The sequence below is a fragment of the Acinetobacter sp. TY1 genome (assembly GCF_048551395.1).
In the GTDB taxonomy this organism is placed as follows: domain Bacteria; phylum Pseudomonadota; class Gammaproteobacteria; order Pseudomonadales; family Moraxellaceae; genus Acinetobacter.
The window spans coordinates 71,671-92,525 of sequence record NZ_JBLYZK010000003.1; the positions used below are offsets into that span (position 1 = coordinate 71,671).

Below are 20,855 nucleotides of genomic sequence, written 5' to 3' on the forward strand. Positions count from 1 at the left end.
TCTTTTTTTTCGATCAAACCCTTAAAATCTATGTTTTATTCTGTTACTGTTTTATACAATACAGATGTACACTAATCATAGTGAAGCCCTATTCACTCATGTTAATATGTGGTCATATATAGCCTGAAAACAGAAACTATATTTTTGACTTTTAGCCTTAATGCAAGGTTCTCAGGAGTGCTGTTGGAGATGAATGCTCCCCTACCCAAAGCCCCGATTAACTGGATCGCTGTTTTTGCTCTAGTTTTTCTTCCTATTGTTGCTGTGGTCGCCATTCCACTTTATGCGTGGCATCATGATTTTAGCGTAGCTGCTTGGATCAGTTTGTTTGTACTGCTTGGTGTAAGTAGTCTAGGCATTACTGCGGGTTATCACCGCTTATGGGCGCATCGTGCCTATGAAGCAACACTGCCATTAAAAATTATTTTAATGATTATGGGAACCTTTGCCGTTCAGAACAGTATTCTTTTCTGGGCTTCAGGTCATCGTACCCATCACCGTCATGTTGATGATGTGGAAAAAGATCCGTATTCAATCAACAATGGTTTTTGGTTCGCGCACATTGGTTGGATGCTTCGTAACTATCCATCTGGTGGTTCAAACTATAAAAATGCGCCCGATTTATTGAATGATAAAGTCGTGATGTTCCAAGATAAATACTACATTCCATTGGTTATTGCAGTCCATGCAGGTATTTTATTGCCAATTGGTTGGGCAACTGGTGATATGTGGGGTGTATTGTTATTAGGTGGTTTATTGCGCTTAATCTTCAGTCACCATGTTACATTCTTTATTAATTCACTGTGTCATATGTGGGGCAAACGTCCTTATACAGATGAAAATACAGCGCGTGATAATTTCGTCCTTGCGATTGCGACTTGGGGTGAGGGTTACCACAACTACCATCACATTTTCCAATATGACTATCGTAATGGGGTTAAATGGTGGCAATATGACCCAACAAAATGGCTGATTTGGTCTTGCTCTAAATTGGGTTTAGCCAAAAATTTACGTCGTATTCCTAGCTTTAATATCAAAAAAGCTGAACTTGCGATGCGCTTTAAATATGCCCAACAGGATCTTGCTGTATATGGTCATGATGTCAATGCTGACATTCTTGCAATGAAGCACAAAGTTTCACAAGAATATGAAGCTTTTACGCATACGCTTAATGATTGGGCTGCTTTAAAAGAGCAAGAACTTCAAGCGAAGAAAGCGTCTGTGGCTGAAAAGATTCACCAAATGGATGTCAAACTTAAAGTTGATTTTCAATTGGTTGAACAAAAACTTGCTTTCCATCGTGATCGTTTAGAAACGTTGATGCGTGGCATTAAAAAGAATACTGTTTAATTTTAATGAATATTGAAAAGCTCCGAAATGGAGCTTTTCTTTTACCTTAAACTTTTCAAAATAAAAGAGAACAAAGTGAATATCAATCATATTCCTTTTGGTATTACCAATTGGACAAATATCCCTACAACTCGCCATGAAGGTGAACACGGATATGCGCTTTGGCGTACTCAACAATTTGACAATATTCGTGTGCGAATGGTTGAATATTCAGAAAATTACTTAGCAGACCATTGGTGTTATAAAGGTCATATCCTCCTTTGCTTAGAAGGTGAATTACACACCGAACTTGAAGATGGCCGTATATTTACACTCACAGCAGGAATGAGTTATCAAGTTGCAGATCATGCTGAAGCACATCGCTCATCTACAGAAAATGGGGCAAAGTTATTCATTGTAGATTAAGCCTATGTGAATACAACACTTGAACCATCGAATCCATTTTTAAACTTTGCTATAGTTTCAGCAAAGCCTTGCTGATGTTCTGTTATGAAATTCAATCCACGCTATCCATCACTCAATCCAAAACTCTACCATGAGCAAATGCCTTCACCGCTCAAAGGTGCAAAAGCAGGACATTTCAACGAAACATTGGCGGATGAATTACAATGGTCTGATGAAGACAAAACACAATGGATTGAAATCTGTAGCGGACAAAAAACATTTCCTGAATTTCACCCACTCGCAATGGTGTATGCAGGACATCAATTTGGACAATGGGCAGGACAATTGGGCGATGGTCGAGGCTTACTCATCGCACAAATTTTAAATAAAAATGAGCATACGATAGACCTACACTTAAAAGGTGCGGGCTCAACCCCCTACTCCCGTATGGGTGATGGTCGTGCAGTTTTACGCTCGGTCATTCGTGAATATTTAGCCGGTCATGCACTCAATTCACTTGGTGTACCTTCGAGTAATTCGGTTGGGTTTACATCTTCAGCTCAAGGTGTACAGCGTGAAAAATTAGAGCTTGGTGCTATGATGCTCCGTACTTCAGACTGTCATATTCGCTTAGGACATTTTGAGTGGATCAATCAATATCAACCTGAATTACTGAAAGAATTTACTCAAAAATGTATCGAATGGCACTATCCTGAATGTTTAGAAGCAGAGCAGCCTATTTTAGCTTTTGCCACTAAAGTCATTCAAAATACGGCTGTGATGATTGCAAAATGGCAATTAGTCGGTTTTGCACACGGCGTGATGAATACCGATAATTTAAATATCACAGGTTCAACTTTGGACTTTGGTCCATACGGTTTTATGGAACGCTTCCGTCCAAATTGGATCAATAATCATAGTGATTATAATGGTCGTTATACTTATCAAAATCAGCCGAGTATGGCACATTGGAATTTGTGGAATTGGTTAAATAATTTAATTCCACTTACCCAACCTGAAACTAAAGAACAATTCAAAACAGATTTAGCCAATTGTCTTGAGCATTTTGAACCGACATTTTTAGAAAATTATACCCATGGTCTATGTCAGAAAATAGGTCTACCAATTTTCCATAAAGACAGTTTCGATTGTGCAATGGCTTTTTTAAGAATTCTACAAAGTGAGCAACTGGATTACACCGACAGCTTTACTCGTATGCAAAATAAACAATACGAAGCTATTAAAGATGATTGTATTGATCGTCGTCAGTTTGAAGACTTTTTTACTCAGTATGAAAATATTCGTAAAAATCAAAATACAGGTGAATTGGATGCTGAAATGCTTAAAGCCAATCCTATTTATATTCTGCGTAACCACATGGCACAAAAAGCAATTGAACATGCTGAACGCGGTGATTTTTCAGAAGTCGATCGACTGTTTAAATTACTCAGTCAGCCTTTTACTAAGCAACCTGATTTGGAATGTGCAAAAGACCTCGCCCCCTTGCCAAGTGATGTACCTGAAGTAATGGTGAGTTGTTCTTCTTAACAACTCAACACACCTAAATGAACTTCAATTCTATGGTTCTCACCAAAAATATTGTGCATATAAATACGTACTAAAGCGATGCGCATCATTTGTTGCAAGATCATCTGCCATATATTTAAAGCCAATATTTTTGTGTTGTGCAGAAAAACCTAAAGACTGTGTTTGTGGTTCAATATGAATACCGTATTTTATAGGCTCAGTCTGCCAAAACCCATTCAATTGAGCTAAAGTTAAATATTCATTAGAAAAGCTACTCAGGCTCAAGCTCCATGGTTGAGTTTCTGGTTTATAACGAATCTCAGAGGTTATTTTATAAGGTAACTTTTGCTTATATTCTTTTGTTGTACTTAGTTGCCCTGCGATATTCATACGCGGGCGACCGTCTTGATCGTATGAGAGTGAATAACGTGTAAAAGGTGCATTGTCCCAATAAAGATGCGCCAATACATCTTCAAGCTGTACATTGACCGACCAATTTTGACCAATCTTCCCTGCCAGACCTAAATCAAAACTATAACCATAACCTTTATTGGTCTTACCATTCCAACCCAATTCATCTTCTTTGAGTGCAGGTTTATCGTAACTATAATCTAAATACCCATTGAGCCAATCAACACGATCCATAAGCTCGGTCATATTTGTTGTTTGACCTGTAGCTTTAAAATTTCCATCAACATAATGACGACCAATTAGCGCTGTTACACCTGTTGTAACTTTCCAATTTGAGCCCATGTTCCAATCATAGGCAAATCGTGTTCCAACCGTATCAACATGCTGCGCTTCGAGTTCTAAATCATAGCGCCTGTTACCATCAATAAGTTGATCATTTTCAATTTGGTAATACAACTTTGCCATGTCTTCACTAAAATTTAGTTGATAGTCATAACTCCATACCCAACCCAATGTCCAATTGTCTTTTTGGGTTTCAAGTTTCATTTTCCCTGAAGCAAAAGCATTTTTTCCTTTTTTTAGATTCGAAGTTTCCCAATCATCTAAAAAAGCATGTACAGATACTGGTTCACTATAAAGTTCAGCATTGACAGAAAGACGAACAGACTGTTCCGCATATACCCATGTTGGGCACAGCATTAAAAATATAAGATTTTTTTTCATTCAATTTGAAAGAAGACAGCATATGCTGTCCTCTTCTCTCAAGTCAGATTTTAAGGAGTAATGTAAGTAATCGTATTATCAATAAATTTAGTCACATACTGATCTGATGAATTTTTCGTAATAGTGCCATAACTTGTACTGCCGACTTTCACATCTGCAGAAGTAAATTTTTGTACATCTGCAACCTGTACAAATGCACCATTTTTATGTTTGATTAAACCACTCACGATTGGTGATTCTTTATCAATATCCGTTGCAGTTAATTCAATATCTAATGCATTTTTATCTACAGCCAATGCAACAGTTGCATTGCCTTTAGTATATTCAGCACGTTTTGCTGTAATCCCAATACTAAATGGTGTTGGTGCTGCATTTGCACCTTTGAGATTACCATCAAGTTTGACTACCAAATCTGCATTGATAAAGCTTGTTGATGTTTCACCAGCACTCATATCAATAGCTTTAGATAAATCATTATTGAGCTTAAATGTTACATCTAAATTTAGTACTTCTTTTAGATAAGCAACTTGACCTTTCAAAGTCAATTTATATGGAATCAACTGTTCGGCAGTTTCAACACCATTTTTAAATTGGGCTTGTTTAGCTTCTGATGAAACCTCGCTTAATGTCGCTTTCACATCGGCACTTTCAAAAACTAAACCTTTTAATGTTAATGCCGCTGTTGTTGGTAAAGTTTCTTGATTATTCATTGTATTTGAAACAGCATAAACTAACTGTGCTGTACTATCTTCTGTAAAACTAAATTTTGCTTTTTGTTTAGCTACATTGGTTATATCAATCACACCACCTTTCGCAATTTTAAAGTTATATGTTTTTTGATTGGAAACAAAAGGCGCTTCTATCACAACATTATTTACATTCACCGTTGCTTGGTTTGTATAAATAAAATTACCTTTATTTATCCACCACTGTGAATTACTCCAATCCCAAGAAATACCATCCTTGAAACCATCCCAATAAGCAACATCAGTTGAACCAGTTACTTGAACAGAACCTGCTGTCACTTGAATATTTAGAGTGTTATTTTTTAAATCATATTCAATTGGATAATCATTGTTAATTGCATCTTGCTTAAGTAAAGCTTCTAATGCATCAGCATTATATGATTTTGATTGTCCTTTTGCATCTTCCAAAGCAAGTTCAGCAAGAAGTAGAACCATTCCTGTTCCACGACTTAAATCTAATGCCGTATCATTAATCACTGTTACTGGGGTTTTATAATTGTCTGCAATATCTTCAAAACCATCATAATAAGAAATTATTGCTTTCGTTGTATCAATGAGTTGTTTCGCTTTATCTAAATCCGATGTAGGAACAACAACATTACCATTACCACCACTTGTTGAACTATCTCCAGATGATGACCCACCACCACCACAAGCAACCATCACTGTACTGCACATAACTACTAATAATGTTTTTTTAAATAACATCAGAAATCCCTCTTTTTAATAAAATCATTTTTATAAATATAAAGCCCGCTCAAAATATAGCTTATTTGGCAAAAACTCAATAAAATGTTGTATAAATTATCATTTATTTATTATTTTTATTAAATACTTAAATTAATTTAATTTTTAATAAACAATCAATTCTCAATATACTACACAAAGTCACTATGGCATTTAATATTTCAAATAAGCAAAATAAAACACAAGCCTCTGTATAAAAAACACCTATGAATAAAAAAATGATATTTCTTCTTTTTGGTTTAATGACACTCAGTATTTTAAGTGTTTATGCTTATCAAAAATATGCTCAATATATCCCCACAACAGACACTGCGCAATTCCTCCCAAATTTAACAGTAAGTGAAATACAAAAAATTCGGCAAAACAGTCCTATTACTGAAGTCAAAGTATATAAAGCTGAACGTAGAGTTCAACTTCTACATGATGAACACATTATTCGCAGTTATGTCATGCGACTTGGCTTTGATCCACTTGGACACAAAGTTCAAGAAGGTGACGGTAAAACACCTGAAGGACGCTATACACTCGATTGGCGCAATCCTCAAAGTGCTTTTTATAAATCACTCCACATTTCTTATCCAAATGAAAAAGATAAGAGAAAAGCGGATCAGCTTGGTGTTTCAGCAGGTGGCGATGTAATGATTCATGGTTCAGCAACCACAGCACAAGTTCAAAAATTATCAAGTTTAATGCAATATTTACCCAAAAGTGATTGGACTTGGGGCTGTATAGCCGTTAGAAATGTCGATATGGATGAAATTTGGAAACTCGTTGATGATGGAACAGCCATCGAAATTTATCCTTAGAAAATAATAGGAGCTCATCATGACAGGAAATGATATTCAGCAATATGCGCTACGTTTTGCAAAGACTTTAGCTCAAGCGGAACTAAGCTATCCTTTCGGCGAGGATATTCCCGTCTTTAAAGTCATGAATAAAGTATTTTTACTGACATCGACATTACAAGGTCAGCCATTTATCAATTTAAAAGTACTACCTGAAAACGGCGATATGTTACGTGATATTTATCCATCGATTCACACGGGATATCACATGAATAAACGGCATTGGATTTCAGTTTATGAAGGTGAGCAAATTTCCAAAGAATTACTCGAAGATTTGATCAGCACATCTTATGAATTGGTGGTAAAAACACTCACAAAAGTACAAAAACAAGCGTTAGAAATTCACTCTTCAATACAATAAGTATTTAATTTTTTATGATCTATTGTTTTATTTACACGTAAAAATTCAGTGATGTCTATTTATCTATATTTTTTGTGGATAAACCTATATTTATCCACAAAAAAGCAATCTAGCTTTAGAAGTTATCTTCAGGATACTCAAAACGGTAGCCTACACCATATACAGCTTGAATCCATTCATGACGATTCCCTGTTTCAGCAGCTTCTGATATTTTACGTCTTAAGTTTTTGATATGACTATCAATAACACGGTCAGCCACATCAAAACTTTCAGGGTTAATATGGTCTAAAAGCTGTGCTCGAGAATAAACCTGCCCGACATGATCTAAAAATAATTCCAATAAACGAAATTCAGTTGGTGTTAAGTTCAACGACTTTTGTTGATACCAAATACGTTGTTGTGCTTTGTCCATACGGAAAAGATTATGATCTTCAGGTTCTGCTTTACGCTCTAAACGACGTAAAACTGCTTGTACGCGAGCAACCAATTCTTTCGGGCTAAAAGGTTTACAGACATAATCGTCTGCTCCCATATTGAGCCCGAGTACACGATCAATTTCTTCAGTACGTGCGGTCACCATAATAATGGGTAAATCGGACTGTTCACGAACTTTACGGCACATGGTCAAACCATCCATACGAGGCACCATCAAGTCCAAAATCATCAAGCTTGGTTTGCGTTGCTGAAAGCTGTCATAAGCTTCCTGACCATCATGAAACATACTGACTTCAAAACCAGCCGCCTCAAGATAATCACGCACCAATTGTGCAAGTTCCACTTCATCTTCTACTAGCATAATATGTTTCATGCGTGATTTTTCCTTTTATACAATGATTAATTCAGGGCTGTTGTTTGGGAAAGGTCAAAATACAGCGTAATCCACCCAATGGCGAATGATCAAAACGTAATGTACCACCTAAAGCCTGTGCGATTTTACATGACAATGCCAAGCCTAAACCTGTACCACCTGTACTGCGAGTTCGAGAATCATCCACCCTATAAAAACGCTCACCGAGTTTTTTCAATTGAATATCATCTAATCCCAATGGGCTATCATCCACAATGACTGACCAACTATGAGCATCTTGGCGTGTATGAATCTGCACTTCACCACCGGCTTCGGTGTAGCGAATGCTATTGCCCAGTAAATTGACCATAATTTGCTTAAAGCGGTCAACATCCAGTTGTAATATTGTCCCCTCGCCTTGCGCATGTACACTCAAGCCTGCTTGCTCAAATTTCGGCTTAAAGTTTTCAACTTCTTGCACAATCACCGACCAAGGGTTTACCGCAGCAAAATAACAATTCAATTGTTGCGCTTCGGCTTGTGCTAAATCTGCCAAATCTTGAGTGAGTTTCTTCAGACTGCTAACCTGACGTAGCATTGCATCAAAATGCTCAGGAGTAGGTTTACGAATACCATCTTGCATCGCTTCAATCTGCGCTTGTAACACAGCAAGTGGCGTTTTGAGTTCATGTGAGGTATCTGCCACCCATTGACGGCGTGAATTTTCGTGTTGATCTAGAATAGTTGCTAAGTGATTTAACTCTGTCGATAAATCTCCAAGTTCATCATTACGGTTCACAATTACCTGATGCTGAAAATTACCCTTAGTCAATTCTTGCGTAGCTTTTAAAAGACGTTGAATTGGTGTTTTAAAATAGGTTGCCAATAATAATGCAGCCACTAAACTACTTAAGAAAGTCAGAATATAGATCAAGACTAAATAACGCTTTTGATTACTAAAAAAATTAATACTTAGCGCATCATCCTGATCTAAAACGGGTTTCAAGCCCAGATAGCCAACTACCTTATCATTGACTTTAATTGGACGATACGACACCTGATCTCCCGCAGGTTCGCCTAAAATAAATTGACGACGTGCATCATACAAAGATAAACGCGAACTTAAACCTAAACGGTCAGGCATAGAAATGAACCGTTTCTTACCATCTTTTTGATCGAGTGAAATCATAGTTTGTGTCGATGATTTACTGTCTTTATTTTTTTCAGGCGGTCTAAATAAACTTTGATTTTCACTAAGCGGAAACTTCAATCCTTCAAATGGTTGATATTCGGAAGGTAGGTTCTCTTCGAGAATACGCAACTCTTCCTGATCCATTTTTTGTTGTTCAGACAAGGTACCTTGCGCTGTCATTGGCGTAAGTAAAGTATGTTCTTTAAAATAACGTTGCTGTAAGGCAATATCATACTGTCGACGTAACCACCAACGCGACAACTTATCATAATCATCGGGTGCAGCATCACCTTCAATTTGAAAAATTTGTGCTTGAACTGCATTACCCCAGTCTTGATAAATACCGTAAACACCGCCCAAATTATCAATGAGATGATCGAGCTTCTGCATCTCGACATCGGCAACATATTTGGCAAAGTTCTTTTGCATTGTCCAATGCAAAACCCCCATACTTGCTGTCGTAATCAGTAATGTTGTTAACAGTACTGTCAGGAACAAGCGTAATGCGATGGGGACACGGCGTATTTTCAAAACAATCTCACATTTTTCTTCTCATTTTTCCATTGTACTCAACACGGATTCAAAATTCTCTCCATTGTTTCTACATCATTATTATTTAATCTTAACTCCATCAACATAATTTAAAATATTCATTGGAGTAGTAACAATGAAAGCAATGACAAAAATCGTACTCGTTACAGCAAGTGTTATCAGCATGGGGGCTTTAACCGCATGCCAATCAACTCAAGGTTCAAAAAATGATCATCATGGTCGTATGATGGATCGTCAAGATCACAATCAACACCATAACAAAATGTCACCAGAACAACGTGAAGAAATGAAACAAATGCATGCGCAACGTAAAGAGATGCGTGAGCAAATTCAAAAAGCTTGTGATGGTAAAACTGTCGGTCAAACCATTCAAGTCAAAGTGGGTCAACAAAGTGTTGATGGTACATGTAACATGATTTTCAAAGCTGACCGTAAAGCAATGAAAGAAATGCGTAAAAACATGCGTGACGATGCAAATACACCACGCCCAGATCATATGCGCCATGGAATGCATCATGGTGGGATGAACCAAGATACAATGCTAACTGATGCAAAACGTGCTGAATTGACGAAACAATTTGACCAACGCCTTGCACAACGTCAAGTGCAACAACAAGCTATTTTCAAAGCTTGCCAAGGTCAAAGCAACGGTAAAACTGTACAAGTTAAATTTGGCGAACAAACTGTTGACGGTACATGTGTTGTAAAATTTAACCCATTACCGAAAGCACAAAATACCGCGTCTGCACCTGTTGCATCAACGGCTACACTAAAAGCATCGTAAAATTTAAATCTGAAAAGCAAAAAATCGCTCAATTTGAGCGATTTTTTTTGGACATATCTTTTTACGAATTGGAACATTCCAATTGTTCTTTTTTCATATAAACCATTTACACTCAATGCAATTTTGCAACATTTGAAGTTTTTATTGACTTCATAGTCACGGTGAAAACAACATGAAATACTTGTACCTGACTATAAGATGTTGCACGATGTAACGGAACTTAGATGTATCTCTTTTAATGATACGTCATCAATATTTATTAAGATTATAAATCTGGTTTAACCAGTATTGAGGAAAACGATATGCCACAATACAAAGCACCCTTACGCGATATGCAATTCGTTTTGCATGAATTATTAAATGCTGAAGAACATTATGCAAAACTCCCTGCATTCAAGGACACCGTAAGCCGTGAATTGGTTGACCAATATTTAGAAGCTGGTGCAGATTTTTGTGAAAATGAATTATCACCATTGAACCAAGTCGGCGACCGTGAAGGTTGTACTTGGAATGATGGCGTTGTAACAACACCTACAGGCTTTAAAGCTGCGTATGATAAATATGTAGAGCTTGGTTTCCCTTCTCTTTCTGTTCCTGAAGAACATGGTGGTCAAGGTCTACCAGGTTCATTGGGTACTGCGATTTCTGAAATGGTCGGTTCTGCAAACTGGTCTTGGGGTATGTACCCTGGTCTTTCTCATGGTGCGGTGCGTACCGTTGAGCATCATGGTTCTGCTGAACAAAAAGAAACGTATTTACCGAAACTTGTTTCAGGTGAATGGACAGGTACCATGTGTTTAACAGAATCTCACGCAGGTTCTGACCTTGGTATTATCCGCTCTAAAGCTGAACCACAAGCTGATGGTAGCTATGCAATTTCTGGCGAGAAAATCTTTATCTCTGCTGGTGAACACGACATGGCGGATAACATCATCCACATCGTACTTGCACGTTTACCTGGCGCGCCTAAAGGCACTAAAGGTATTTCACTGTTCATCGTACCAAAATTCAACGTGAATGCTGATGGTTCAATTGGCGAACGTAATGCTGTACGTTGTGGTTCAATTGAACACAAAATGGGTATTCATGGAAATGCAACTTGCGTCATCAATTTTGATAATGCAAAAGGCTTCTTAATTGGCCCTGAAAACCGTGGTTTACATGCAATGTTCACATTCATGAATACTGCGCGTATTGGTACTGCTGTACAAGGTTTAACAGCTTCTGAATCATCTTTCCAAGGTGCGCTTGCATATGCGAAAGATCGTTTAGCTATGCGTTCACTTTCAGGTCCGAAATCACCTGAAAAAGAAGCAGATCCAATCATTGTTCACCCTGCTGTACGTAACATGCTGATGACGCAAAAATCATTTGCTGAAGGCGGTCGTGCATTGGTCTACTTCTTGTCTCAATATGCAGATATCGTTGAACAAGGTGAAACTGAAGAAGAACGTAAATTTGCTGACAATATCTTGTCATTGTTAACGCCAATTGCAAAAGCATTCTTAACTGAAACAGGTTCAGAGTCTGCAAAACACGGCGTACAAGTATTCGGTGGTCACGGCTTTATTTCAGAACACGGTATGGAGCAAATTGTACGTGATACACGTATCTCTTGCTTATACGAAGGTACAACTGAAATTCAAGCACTTGATCTGTTAGGTCGTAAAGTATTGGGTACACAAGGTGCGATGTTGAAAGACTTCACGAAAATTGTGCACAAATTTATCGAATCAAACAAAGACAATGCTGATTTGAAAGAGTTCCTTGAGCCACTTGCTTCACTCAATAAAGAGTGGGGTGACTTAACGATGCAAATTGGTATGAAAGCAATGCAAAACCCTGACGAAGTGGGTGCTGCCGCAGTCGATTATATGTACTTCTCAGGCTATGTAACACTTGCATACCTATGGGCTCGTATGGCACTTCTTGCGCAACAAAAATTGGCAGAAGGTTCTACTGAAACTGGTTTCTATTCGGCTAAAGTAACTACTGCTCGCTTCTACTTCAAAAAGATTCTTCCACGTGTTCGTTCACATGTAGACGTAATTGCAGGCGGTCTTGATCCCCTCATGGCACTAAGCCCAGAAGACTTCGCATTCTAAGTCGTTTTTTGAACAAACACACCAAAACTCTGCACTCTTGAGTACAGAAATAGAAAAGGACGGTCATAGCTTTGACGGTCCTTTTTCTTTATCCTTTTTCTTCATAAATAGTCACATAAATTACCTTAAATCTCCTGACTGCTTTGATGCTGTTCAATTAAACTGATTTAAAGTCATCCGATTCAAAAAACCAATAGGTGAACCAATATGCCAATTTATAACGCTCCTCTTGCGGATATGAAATTCATCCTGAATGATGTTTTCAATGCAGAACAATTCTGGCAATCAAATGAAAATTTAGCGCATGTCGATGCTGCTACTGCTGAAGCTATTTTAGAAGAAATGGCAAAATTTGCGCAAAATGTAACCCTGCCTTTAAACCGTTCAGGCGATGAAGAAGGTGCTCAATTTGCAAATGGCGCAGTGACAACACCTGCTGGCTTTAAAGCCGCATTCCAACAATACGCTGAAGGCGGTTGGATTGGCTTAGGTGCTGATGAAGAATGGGGCGGTCAGGCAATGCCAAAAATGCTGACTGTGCTGTCAGATGAAATGTTATTTGCAACTAATCCCTCATTTATGCTTTATCCGCTTCTTTCTGTGGGTGCAGGTATGGCGTTAAACAGCTATGCATCACAAGAACAAAAAGAAACTTATTTACCTAAAATGTATACAGGTGAATGGTCAGGTACGATGTGTTTGACTGAACCACATTCAGGGACTGACTTGGGTATTATCAAAACCAAAGCTGAACCAAATGCAGATGGTACGTACAATATTACAGGGACTAAAATCTTTATTACGGGTGGTGACCACGATCTTTCTGAGAACATCATCCACCTCGTACTTGCAAAAACACCAAATGCACCTGCGGGTTCTCGTGGTATTTCGTTATTCATCGTACCGAAATTTATTGTTAATGCTGACGGTTCGTTAGGTGAGCGCAATACAGCAGGTCCTGGTTCTATTGAACACAAAATGGGGATTAAAGCTTCTGCAACTTGCGTGATGAACTTTGATGCTGCTAAAGGCTACCTCGTTGGTAAAGAAAATGAAGGCTTAGCTGCGATGTTCATTATGATGAACTACGAGCGCTTGTCTATGGGTATTCAAGGTCTTGGTGCCTCTGAATATGCTTACCAAAATGCAGCACAATATGCGACTGATCGCTTACAAGGTCGTAGCCCAACAGGTGCTAAATCTCCTGAGAAACCAGCAGATAGCATTTTAGTTCATGGCGATGTACGCCGTATGTTACTCAATGCTCGTGCAAACAATGAAGCATCTCGTGCATTTGCAGTCTATGTCGGCCAACAATTAGACATTACAAAATTCTCAACTGATCCTGAAGCGGTTGCAGCAGCAAATAACCGTGTTGCACTTTTAACACCAATTGCAAAAGCATATTTAACAGATACAGCATTTGATGCAGTAATTGATGCGCAAATGGTTTTCGGTGGCCACGGCTTTATTCGTGAATGGGGGATGGAGCAATGTGTACGTGACTTGCGTATTGCACAAATCTACGAAGGTACAAATGGCGTTCAATCACAAGATTTAATTGGTCGTAAAACCATTAAATGTAACGGTGAATTCATTGCTGAATACATTGAAGAAATCCGTGATTTTGCCAATGATTTAGACACGAGCCTAAATTTCATTAAAGATGCAACTTTAGATGTTGCAACTGAAGTAGATATGATTACTCAATTTGTTCTTGAACGTGCAAAAGAAAATCCTGAGTACTCAAATGCTGCTGCCGTAGATTATCTACATGCTGTAGGTTTACTGAGCTTCACGTATATGTTTGCAAAAATTGCCAATGCTGCAAAAGACAAAGAAGGTCAGTTCTATCAAGACAAACTTGCGCTTACACATTACTTCATTCAACGTATCTTGCCTGATTTAAGTTCACGTATTATGAAAATTAAAGCAGGTTCTGAAGTGATTATGGACTTCAGTGAAGGCTATTTCACAACACAATCATAAGCTTAATTTAAAATAAAAAATGCCCAATTATTTGGGCATTTTTTTAGCAGTTGAATACATTTATCTTCATTACAATCTATTGAGGAAAATATTTCTTCACTGACTGCGCCATTTTAGGGTTTAAATTTTCCAAAGCCTTTTCTATATTTTCAACATCTTGTTTCGACCGATTCTGACTAACTTTAAACTTACCAACAATCGATTCAATCTCAACTTCAATCGCAACAATTTTCTCTAACTGTTCTTCAATAAAATCCTTCGGAGCATCACCCATTTTCCACGGAATCGGTTGTGTTGCTTCATGAGTTCGAGTCAATCGTGCCAAAATACCACGTAAATACTTTTCATCGTTCACCTTACGAATTATTCCTTTGACATGTACTATCCTATAGTTCCACGTCGGTACAACTCGATGGTGCTCTTGTTTTCCTTCATACCAATTTGGCGAAATATAATTTTGATCAGCATGAAAAATCACATAGGCAGATTGAGCATTTTCCAATAATTCAAATAAAGGATTCGTTTTGGCAATATGTCCACGCAAAATGCCACTTTCTCCAACTGAACAATCTAATGCTAAAGGAATATGATTGGCCTCAATTTCACCATCATGCACTACAATCAAAGTTCCTAAAGGATTCTTTTCAATTAAAGTAAAAAGTTCAGCCATATTTTCTTGTTGAAAATGAGTAGGTAAATACATTTTTATTCTCAATCACCATCCAAATAACGATATTAAAACTAACATCAAGAAGCTCATAAAATATATCAAAGATTCTTCATTTGCCTTTCATGTGCATGAAACTTGCATGCTTTTTACTATAGATATTTTCGTAAACCGTAAAAGCACATATTGGAGGATAAAATGAACAAAGACCCACGTATAGAGAAAATAGAAAACCTCCTCGACAAGTTTGGCAATATTGCAGTAGAAGCTTTTCACTACATTGCCCTATTTATTATTGGCTGTATGATCGCATGGTCAGCAGTTCATACCATATTCGAAATTTTAACCGTTAAACAATATGCCAGCATTGATGATATATTATTGTTATTCATATACTTAGAGTTGGGTGCGATGGTTGGTATTTACTTTAAAACCAATCACATGCCTGTACGTTTTCTGATTTATATCGCCATCACAGCACTCACTCGATTACTTATTTCAGATATTCAACACAACCATAAAGCCGATATTAGCCAAGTTATTATTACAGGTTCTATCCTCATTTTAGCGATTGCCATTTTGGTGGTGCGATATGCATCTTGGACTTATCCATCGGTTATACGAGACAAACACTCAGAAAAACCCCTACCTCACGGCAAAACGCCACGCCCTGAAGATGACGAGTTGGCTTAAAAATAAAAGCGCTCCCTTTTTACGTAAAGAGAGCGCTTTCAATATCAAGGAAAATCATTCCATTTTATCGTCCATTTGGAATTTGCACATAACGCCCATTTTGATAAACCCAATGCATGCCCACTTGCGGATCGGGCAATCCATAACGGCGCCAATCAGTAATTAAGGTATATTCTGAACTTTGTATTGAACCACCATCACCATTCACATAACCGTAGCTATTTCCTGAGTATTCTGTTTTGGTTGGAAATTGATGATTATAAATAATCGTCACACCATTTTGTGGTGGGTAGCTTGGATAAGATGGATAACTATGGTTTGGATAGCCTTGACTAGGATAATTTGGCAGTGGTCGAGTAGGATATTGTGAATGACCTCCTCCGTGATAATTTGGTGGATTAACAGGATACGTCTGTGTAAATGGATGCCCATATGGTGTTGCATTACCCTGATAAGACGATGTATACGGTGCAGAATGCTGATGACGCTCTACCGACTTATATCCACCCCATTTATTATCTGCCACCACTGAAACAGACACTGTAGCAATCATCAACATAAGTGCTGACTGTATGATGCTTTTGTTCATTGTCTTTTCCACTCCTGATTCAATCTAGACAGTTTAAAACCTAATTTAAGATAAATAATGAATAAATAATATACAAATTATAGCACTACTCAAATTTGTCATACTTAGGTCAGATTAAATAAGCTGTCTTTCTGCTAATATATATTTTTTAATTGGATGGATGCTGTACTGTGGCTGAACTGAATTTTGACCGTCTTCATCAATTTTTTTGCAAAGTTCCAAGTGTGCAGGAAGCATTTATTGATAGCTATGGTTCAGATGACAAACAGGCGTGGTGGTTTAAATTTCAGATCAATATCGATCATCCGCTTGCATGGCAAACCGTTCAAGAACTCGGTCATGTCTTAAATTACATTTCAAAGAATGAACGCCTACCGACTCAATTTTTACCTGTTTCCCCTCCTCCATATATGAACGGTGAAGCAAAGCAATTTTTAGCGTGGGTCATTCAGTGTAATCATGTCGACTTTCCACCTGATGTGGTCTGTGATTGGCTTGAAGCTCGTCTGCCAAAACCTGTTGAAAATATTGATCAATGGAAAATAAAAACAGACTTACATGAACTTGATAAAATGACCGATAAGGATTTGGATGCAGTAGTTCCACCAAATCCTCATCATTAATTTTAAAAGCCCTAATCCCAATCTTCTCAGCTAGAGAAGGTATTTTCCCTCTCCTTATAGGAGAGGATTAGGGTAAAGTCATTAAAAAGTCGACAAACCACTCCACTCCATAAATCTATACACGCCATACTTAAACGTAGATTCATCTGCAAATTTTGAATACTCTACGCTCATCTGACGACCATTTAAGTTCGACCATGCGGTATTAAAATATTGTTCGGCATCAACAAAAACTTGCTGTTGTGGTTTTCCCAGGACACGTAAATCAGTTTCTAAATTATAATTTTTCAAATTCCGTGCGGTAAAGTTGGCTGAACCTAAAATTAACTCAGCCGATTGGGCATTACGTTTCACAATCATTTTGCTGTGACATTGCTCGCCTTGCGTATTGCACCAACGCACATCGACACCAGCTTCATGTAACTCCGAAGCCACTTGACGGTTAGGAATGCCATTTTTTGGCCGACCAAATGCATCTTTATTTGGATCAAGTAGCACTCGAACCTGAGCACCTTTTTCTTTGGCAGAAATTAACCCTTTAATAATCTGACGTTCCGATAAATAAAACATGGCTAAATCAATCTTATCGCCCGATTTTACCGTACTCAGCATTTTTAAAATGGCTTCATAGATGGCTTTTTCAGTCAATACTTGAACCTGTGGATCAGTCTTAACACCCTCCATGTTCCCTATAGCAACAAATGGTGTCGTACCACCTGATAGCATCGCAACGGGTTGTTCAGATTTAAGTACATCTGTTGCAATAGCACCTGTCACCATTAAAGCAACATTAGAATGGCGTGAACTACCATCATGTGGATTGGCTGAGGTTACTATGGTTTTCCATCCTGCATCGGTATCAACAACAATGGTTTTACGATGATTAGCTTTAAAATTGAATAAATTGAAATAACTTCGAAGCGTGATTGGCTCTTTACCAAAAGGATTATTTAACCAACCTTTTTCAGGATTATTTCCTAAGTCTTGACAGCACAAATACCACAGCCCTGACCACGTAGGATTAGATGCACGTAATGGCGTCAAATTGGTTTCAATCACATCAATGCCACCCTGACGTAATTGACGATATTGCTCAGGCAGAATCCCGCCATATACGGAATTGATCGGATCTGTTATAAATTTTATTTCAAGCGTTGGATTGACTACTTTCTGATTAATTAGAGCTTGTGTAAGTTGCTCTGTCAGTTCTCGTTGTGGAATTTTAGAATTGCCCACTTCTTTATTAAATAAAAACATATCAATCACAATCGTGCTTTTAGCTTCTTTAATCAGTTGTAATACCTGATCAAAAATCTGTTGATCAATCTGTTGTTTTCCTTGCATATCGATATACGTCTGATCTACCAGAAACTGTACATTGGCATGACGTAATGGTCCTGTGAAATTAAGCCCCTCATGCATTGGTTTAACTGTGTGATAAACAGCTGACGCCAAATAACCAAATGCAAAAAAGCCTAATAACACACCGACATAACGTCGTTTTGACCAATTCAGTTTATGCTGAATTTTATTAAAGATACGCATAGAAAAAAACCTAATCTGTTAATAGCAGACTAGGTCGAATTGCTTTATTTTTCAATGATGATTTGGTGAATAAATCCTAATAATTAGAACTTATAATCTACACCAATGACAAAATTACGTCCCATTTGCGGAATATTGGACAAAAATGAACTGTGCTCATAGACTTGTTCATCAAGTAAATTATTGGCATTAAAAAAGACTTTGGCTTCTTGTCGATCTGCCAATGGATACTTATAGGCCAAACCAATATTGACCATATTATAGCCTTGGGTTTCATGTTCATAAGCGGCAAATTTATCTTGATTAAACACATGCGAATACTCTGCTGAACCTGACCAGTGATCATCAAAATCTGCATTGATCCGTGTACCTAAGCGTCCTGCAGGGACACGCGGTGCATTATCACTATCAATTTTTCCACGAACATAATCGCCAAAAAGACTTGTTTTATAAATATCGTTGAATTGATAAGCTACTTCAGCTTCTGTACCGTAGAATTTTGCTTTGTCTTGGCTATATTCGATCAAGCGGAAGTTTTCATACTGATCTAATGTTTTTGCATAAATATAGTTATCAAACCAATTGTGATAAAGATGAACATGATAACTGAGTTTATCATCGTCATAATGTAAACCTAATTCAACATTATTGGATTTTTCATTGTCTAGGCCATCATTGCCAAGCTCATAAGTGTTGGTAGCAAAATGTCCACCATGGGCATACAACTCTTGCGCCAACGGTAAACGCTCTTGATGAGAACCAACCAATGATAATTTATAGTTCGGTTTAAAGTCCCAATTTACCGCACCTGAATACGAAAATGCATTGCCATCAAAGTCTTTTTGTTCAGAGTCTACATCTACTTTTTGATGATCCAAACGTGTACCTAATTCCACATGGAAATCACCAAATTGACGATGCTCTACACCAAACAGACTGTATTTTTGTGTTTCATTCGGTGCAAGTGTTGCCTCTTCACCTGTGACATCAAGTTTTTGCTGACTCGCTTGAATACCCCAAACGCCTTCCCATTTCGCAAGAGGATTGTGGACTAACTCGATACGCCCTTCATAACCTTTACTTTTAAAGGTCGTCATTGCTTCGCTACCTTCAATTTCATCATGTTGATAGTCGGTATAACTTGCTTGAGCACGTAACTTTTTAAAACCTGTAAAAGGTTCATTCAACTCTGAGCGGAAATCATAACGTTCTGTTTTCATATCAATCCATGGGCCATTTTCATGTGCATGATCTTCATCATGGTCATGCCCAGAGTGATCATGTCCTGAATGATCATCACCACCACAGTGCAAGTGATCACCATGAGGATGACAAGACTCGTATTCATGGCTATGACCTGGTAAGCCATATTTGTCCTGACGGTTACTATAAGACACACCTGCAAAGCCACGTTCACTAATCCATGACAATCCAACATTGACGTTTTCAGACTCTGAGAATGTATTGCCTACACGTTTTTCTTTTTCTAACTCACCGTCATGATCATGGAAATAATTCGGTGCTATATAATCATTGGCATCACGTTTTAAGCCTTCTACACGTAAAGCCACGTTTGAACCTAAGCCAACGGTAGTGCCTGCATGAGTCATTTTTTCATCATTGCCACTGTTGTAACGTAATCCAACATTGCCTTCATAACCATTTTCAGGCATCTGTGTTGGAATTTTCGTATCAGTTACATTGACTAAACCACCGACAGAACCTGCACCATAAAGCAAAGTCGATGGTCCACGAATCACTTCAATTTTTTGCGCCAGTTGCGGATCTATAGTCACTGCATGATCAGGCGATAAACTTGAAACATCCATCGTTTCTGTGGCATTTTGCGTAACTTTAACACGTGCACCTTCTTGCCCACGTATGACAGGACGACTTGAACCTGAGCCAAAACTATTTGAATGAATCCCCAGTTCATTTTTCAGTGCTTCACCTAACGTTGTACCGCTTTCTTGTAGTTTTTCACGTGAAATATTTTGATCCGCTACGCCAAAATCGGCATCGGTCTGATCAAGGGGATGCGCAGTTATGGTGATACTCTCAAGCTTATTTATTGACTGAGAAGATGGTATTTCTTCATCTGCCCAAAGAAGTGTAGACGTAGTTGAAGCTAAAATTGTGGTGATCGAAAGTGTCAAGGCACTTTTAGAAAATGACATACAAGGCTCTCATAGCTCAGTATTTTTAAAATGTTATATTATAACATTTCACTTTATT

At 37.9% G+C, this 20,855-nt stretch carries 18 protein-coding genes; 10 read left to right on the top strand and 8 right to left on the bottom strand.

Going from position 1 to position 20,855, the window contains the following annotated elements; all coding sequences use genetic code 11:
* Positions 1–189: 189 nt before the first annotated feature.
* From ACK2M2_RS02945 to ACK2M2_RS02955, 3 genes are all read left to right on the top strand, one after another.
* Positions 190–1,350: an acyl-CoA desaturase gene (locus ACK2M2_RS02945; protein WP_419346070.1), complete on the top strand. Its 1,161-nt coding sequence runs from the start codon at positions 190–192 to the stop codon at positions 1,348–1,350.
* 75 nt (positions 1,351–1,425) lie between these two features.
* Positions 1,426–1,755 carry a DHCW motif cupin fold protein gene (locus ACK2M2_RS02950; protein ID WP_409510328.1) on the top strand — a complete coding sequence of 110 codons (330 nt, stop codon included), beginning with the start codon at positions 1,426–1,428 and terminating at the stop codon, positions 1,753–1,755.
* An 84-nt stretch (positions 1,756–1,839) separates the two neighbouring features.
* On the top strand, positions 1,840–3,282 hold the full coding sequence (locus ACK2M2_RS02955) for a protein adenylyltransferase SelO (RefSeq protein ID WP_419346071.1): 1,443 nt from the start codon (positions 1,840–1,842) through the stop codon (positions 3,280–3,282).
* Between the two features lie 39 nt (positions 3,283–3,321).
* Here ACK2M2_RS02955 and ACK2M2_RS02960 read toward each other — a convergent pair whose 3' ends face one another.
* Together ACK2M2_RS02960 and ACK2M2_RS02965 are read right to left on the bottom strand one after the other, a co-directional pair.
* The gene (locus ACK2M2_RS02960) at positions 3,322–4,395 is read right to left on the bottom strand and encodes a hypothetical protein (RefSeq protein WP_419346072.1); all 1,074 of its coding nucleotides are present in this window, start codon (positions 4,393–4,395) and stop codon (positions 3,322–3,324) included.
* A 50-nt stretch (positions 4,396–4,445) separates the two neighbouring features.
* Positions 4,446–5,849 (bottom strand): hypothetical protein, encoded by a 1,404-nt coding sequence (locus ACK2M2_RS02965; protein WP_419346073.1) that lies wholly within the window; start codon positions 5,847–5,849, stop codon positions 4,446–4,448.
* A 245-nt stretch (positions 5,850–6,094) separates the two neighbouring features.
* On the opposite strand from ACK2M2_RS02965, the gene ACK2M2_RS02970 reads away from it, so the two are divergent.
* Together ACK2M2_RS02970 and ACK2M2_RS02975 are read left to right on the top strand one after the other, a co-directional pair.
* Positions 6,095–6,694 (top strand): L,D-transpeptidase family protein, encoded by a 600-nt coding sequence (locus ACK2M2_RS02970; protein ID WP_409510324.1) that lies wholly within the window; start codon positions 6,095–6,097, stop codon positions 6,692–6,694.
* Positions 6,695–6,713: 19 nt separating this feature from the next.
* A complete protein-coding gene (locus tag ACK2M2_RS02975) occupies positions 6,714–7,094 on the top strand; it encodes an MmcQ/YjbR family DNA-binding protein (RefSeq protein WP_419346074.1) in 381 nt (126 codons plus the stop codon).
* Positions 7,095–7,209: 115 nt separating this feature from the next.
* Here ACK2M2_RS02975 and ACK2M2_RS02980 read toward each other — a convergent pair whose 3' ends face one another.
* Together ACK2M2_RS02980 and baeS are read right to left on the bottom strand one after the other, a co-directional pair.
* Positions 7,210–7,902 carry a response regulator gene (locus tag ACK2M2_RS02980; RefSeq protein WP_409510322.1) on the bottom strand — a complete coding sequence of 231 codons (693 nt, stop codon included), beginning with the start codon at positions 7,900–7,902 and terminating at the stop codon, positions 7,210–7,212.
* A 31-nt stretch (positions 7,903–7,933) separates the two neighbouring features.
* Positions 7,934–9,604, bottom strand: coding sequence for a sensor histidine kinase efflux regulator BaeS (baeS, locus tag ACK2M2_RS02985; RefSeq protein ID WP_419346075.1), 1,671 nt, complete (start codon positions 9,602–9,604; stop codon positions 7,934–7,936).
* A 136-nt stretch (positions 9,605–9,740) separates the two neighbouring features.
* On the opposite strand from baeS, the gene ACK2M2_RS02990 reads away from it, so the two are divergent.
* From ACK2M2_RS02990 to ACK2M2_RS03000, 3 genes are all read left to right on the top strand, one after another.
* Complete coding sequence (locus ACK2M2_RS02990; protein ID WP_419346076.1) at positions 9,741–10,409, top strand: hypothetical protein; 669 nt, start codon at positions 9,741–9,743, stop codon at positions 10,407–10,409.
* Positions 10,410–10,711: 302 nt separating this feature from the next.
* Positions 10,712–12,514, top strand: a complete 1,803-nt coding sequence (locus ACK2M2_RS02995; RefSeq protein ID WP_419346077.1) for an acyl-CoA dehydrogenase C-terminal domain-containing protein — start codon at positions 10,712–10,714, stop codon at positions 12,512–12,514.
* A 207-nt stretch (positions 12,515–12,721) separates the two neighbouring features.
* Positions 12,722–14,503 carry an acyl-CoA dehydrogenase C-terminal domain-containing protein gene (locus ACK2M2_RS03000; protein ID WP_409510318.1) on the top strand — a complete coding sequence of 594 codons (1,782 nt, stop codon included), beginning with the start codon at positions 12,722–12,724 and terminating at the stop codon, positions 14,501–14,503.
* A gap of 76 nt (positions 14,504–14,579) precedes the next feature.
* Here ACK2M2_RS03000 and ACK2M2_RS03005 read toward each other — a convergent pair whose 3' ends face one another.
* Positions 14,580–15,206, bottom strand: coding sequence for an FMN-binding negative transcriptional regulator (locus ACK2M2_RS03005; protein WP_409510317.1), 627 nt, complete (start codon positions 15,204–15,206; stop codon positions 14,580–14,582).
* Between the two features lie 162 nt (positions 15,207–15,368).
* Here ACK2M2_RS03005 and ACK2M2_RS03010 point away from each other — a divergent pair, with 162 nt between their 5' ends.
* Positions 15,369–15,863, top strand: a complete 495-nt coding sequence (locus ACK2M2_RS03010) for a phosphate-starvation-inducible protein PsiE (protein ID WP_419346078.1) — start codon at positions 15,369–15,371, stop codon at positions 15,861–15,863.
* A gap of 64 nt (positions 15,864–15,927) precedes the next feature.
* Here the strand turns inward: ACK2M2_RS03010 and ACK2M2_RS03015 are convergent, their stop codons facing one another.
* Complete coding sequence (locus tag ACK2M2_RS03015; protein ID WP_419346079.1) at positions 15,928–16,452, bottom strand: RcnB family protein; 525 nt, start codon at positions 16,450–16,452, stop codon at positions 15,928–15,930.
* 170 nt (positions 16,453–16,622) lie between these two features.
* On the opposite strand from ACK2M2_RS03015, the gene ACK2M2_RS03020 reads away from it, so the two are divergent.
* A complete protein-coding gene (locus ACK2M2_RS03020; RefSeq protein WP_419346080.1) occupies positions 16,623–17,075 on the top strand; it encodes a hypothetical protein in 453 nt (150 codons plus the stop codon).
* 81 nt (positions 17,076–17,156) lie between these two features.
* Here ACK2M2_RS03020 and ACK2M2_RS03025 read toward each other — a convergent pair whose 3' ends face one another.
* Both ACK2M2_RS03025 and znuD read right to left on the bottom strand, forming a co-directional pair.
* Entirely contained in the window at positions 17,157–18,620 is a 1,464-nt protein-coding gene (locus tag ACK2M2_RS03025) for a phospholipase D family protein (RefSeq protein WP_419346081.1), read from the bottom strand.
* Between the two features lie 83 nt (positions 18,621–18,703).
* On the bottom strand, positions 18,704–20,797 hold the full coding sequence (znuD, locus tag ACK2M2_RS03030; protein ID WP_419346082.1) for a zinc piracy TonB-dependent receptor ZnuD: 2,094 nt from the start codon (positions 20,795–20,797) through the stop codon (positions 18,704–18,706).
* Positions 20,798–20,855: the final 58 nt, after the last annotated feature.

Coding starts and splice junctions, on each gene's coding strand:
- ACK2M2_RS02980 (WP_409510322.1), bottom strand. CDS start 7,902: ATGAAACATATTATGCTAGTAGAAGATGAAGTGGAACTTGCACAATTG.
- ACK2M2_RS03025 (WP_419346081.1), bottom strand. CDS start 18,620: ATGCGTATCTTTAATAAAATTCAGCATAAACTGAATTGGTCAAAACGA.
- ACK2M2_RS02965 (WP_419346073.1), bottom strand. CDS start 5,849: ATGTTATTTAAAAAAACATTATTAGTAGTTATGTGCAGTACAGTGATG.
- ACK2M2_RS02955 (WP_419346071.1), top strand. CDS start 1,840: ATGAAATTCAATCCACGCTATCCATCACTCAATCCAAAACTCTACCAT.
- ACK2M2_RS02960 (WP_419346072.1), bottom strand. CDS start 4,395: ATGAAAAAAAATCTTATATTTTTAATGCTGTGCCCAACATGGGTATAT.
- ACK2M2_RS02945 (WP_419346070.1), top strand. CDS start 190: ATGAATGCTCCCCTACCCAAAGCCCCGATTAACTGGATCGCTGTTTTT.
- ACK2M2_RS02995 (WP_419346077.1), top strand. CDS start 10,712: ATGCCACAATACAAAGCACCCTTACGCGATATGCAATTCGTTTTGCAT.
- ACK2M2_RS02990 (WP_419346076.1), top strand. CDS start 9,741: ATGAAAGCAATGACAAAAATCGTACTCGTTACAGCAAGTGTTATCAGC.
- ACK2M2_RS02970 (WP_409510324.1), top strand. CDS start 6,095: ATGAATAAAAAAATGATATTTCTTCTTTTTGGTTTAATGACACTCAGT.
- ACK2M2_RS03010 (WP_419346078.1), top strand. CDS start 15,369: ATGAACAAAGACCCACGTATAGAGAAAATAGAAAACCTCCTCGACAAG.
- ACK2M2_RS03015 (WP_419346079.1), bottom strand. CDS start 16,452: ATGAACAAAAGCATCATACAGTCAGCACTTATGTTGATGATTGCTACA.
- ACK2M2_RS03005 (WP_409510317.1), bottom strand. CDS start 15,206: ATGTATTTACCTACTCATTTTCAACAAGAAAATATGGCTGAACTTTTT.
- ACK2M2_RS03000 (WP_409510318.1), top strand. CDS start 12,722: ATGCCAATTTATAACGCTCCTCTTGCGGATATGAAATTCATCCTGAAT.
- znuD (WP_419346082.1), bottom strand. CDS start 20,797: ATGTCATTTTCTAAAAGTGCCTTGACACTTTCGATCACCACAATTTTA.
- ACK2M2_RS02975 (WP_419346074.1), top strand. CDS start 6,714: ATGACAGGAAATGATATTCAGCAATATGCGCTACGTTTTGCAAAGACT.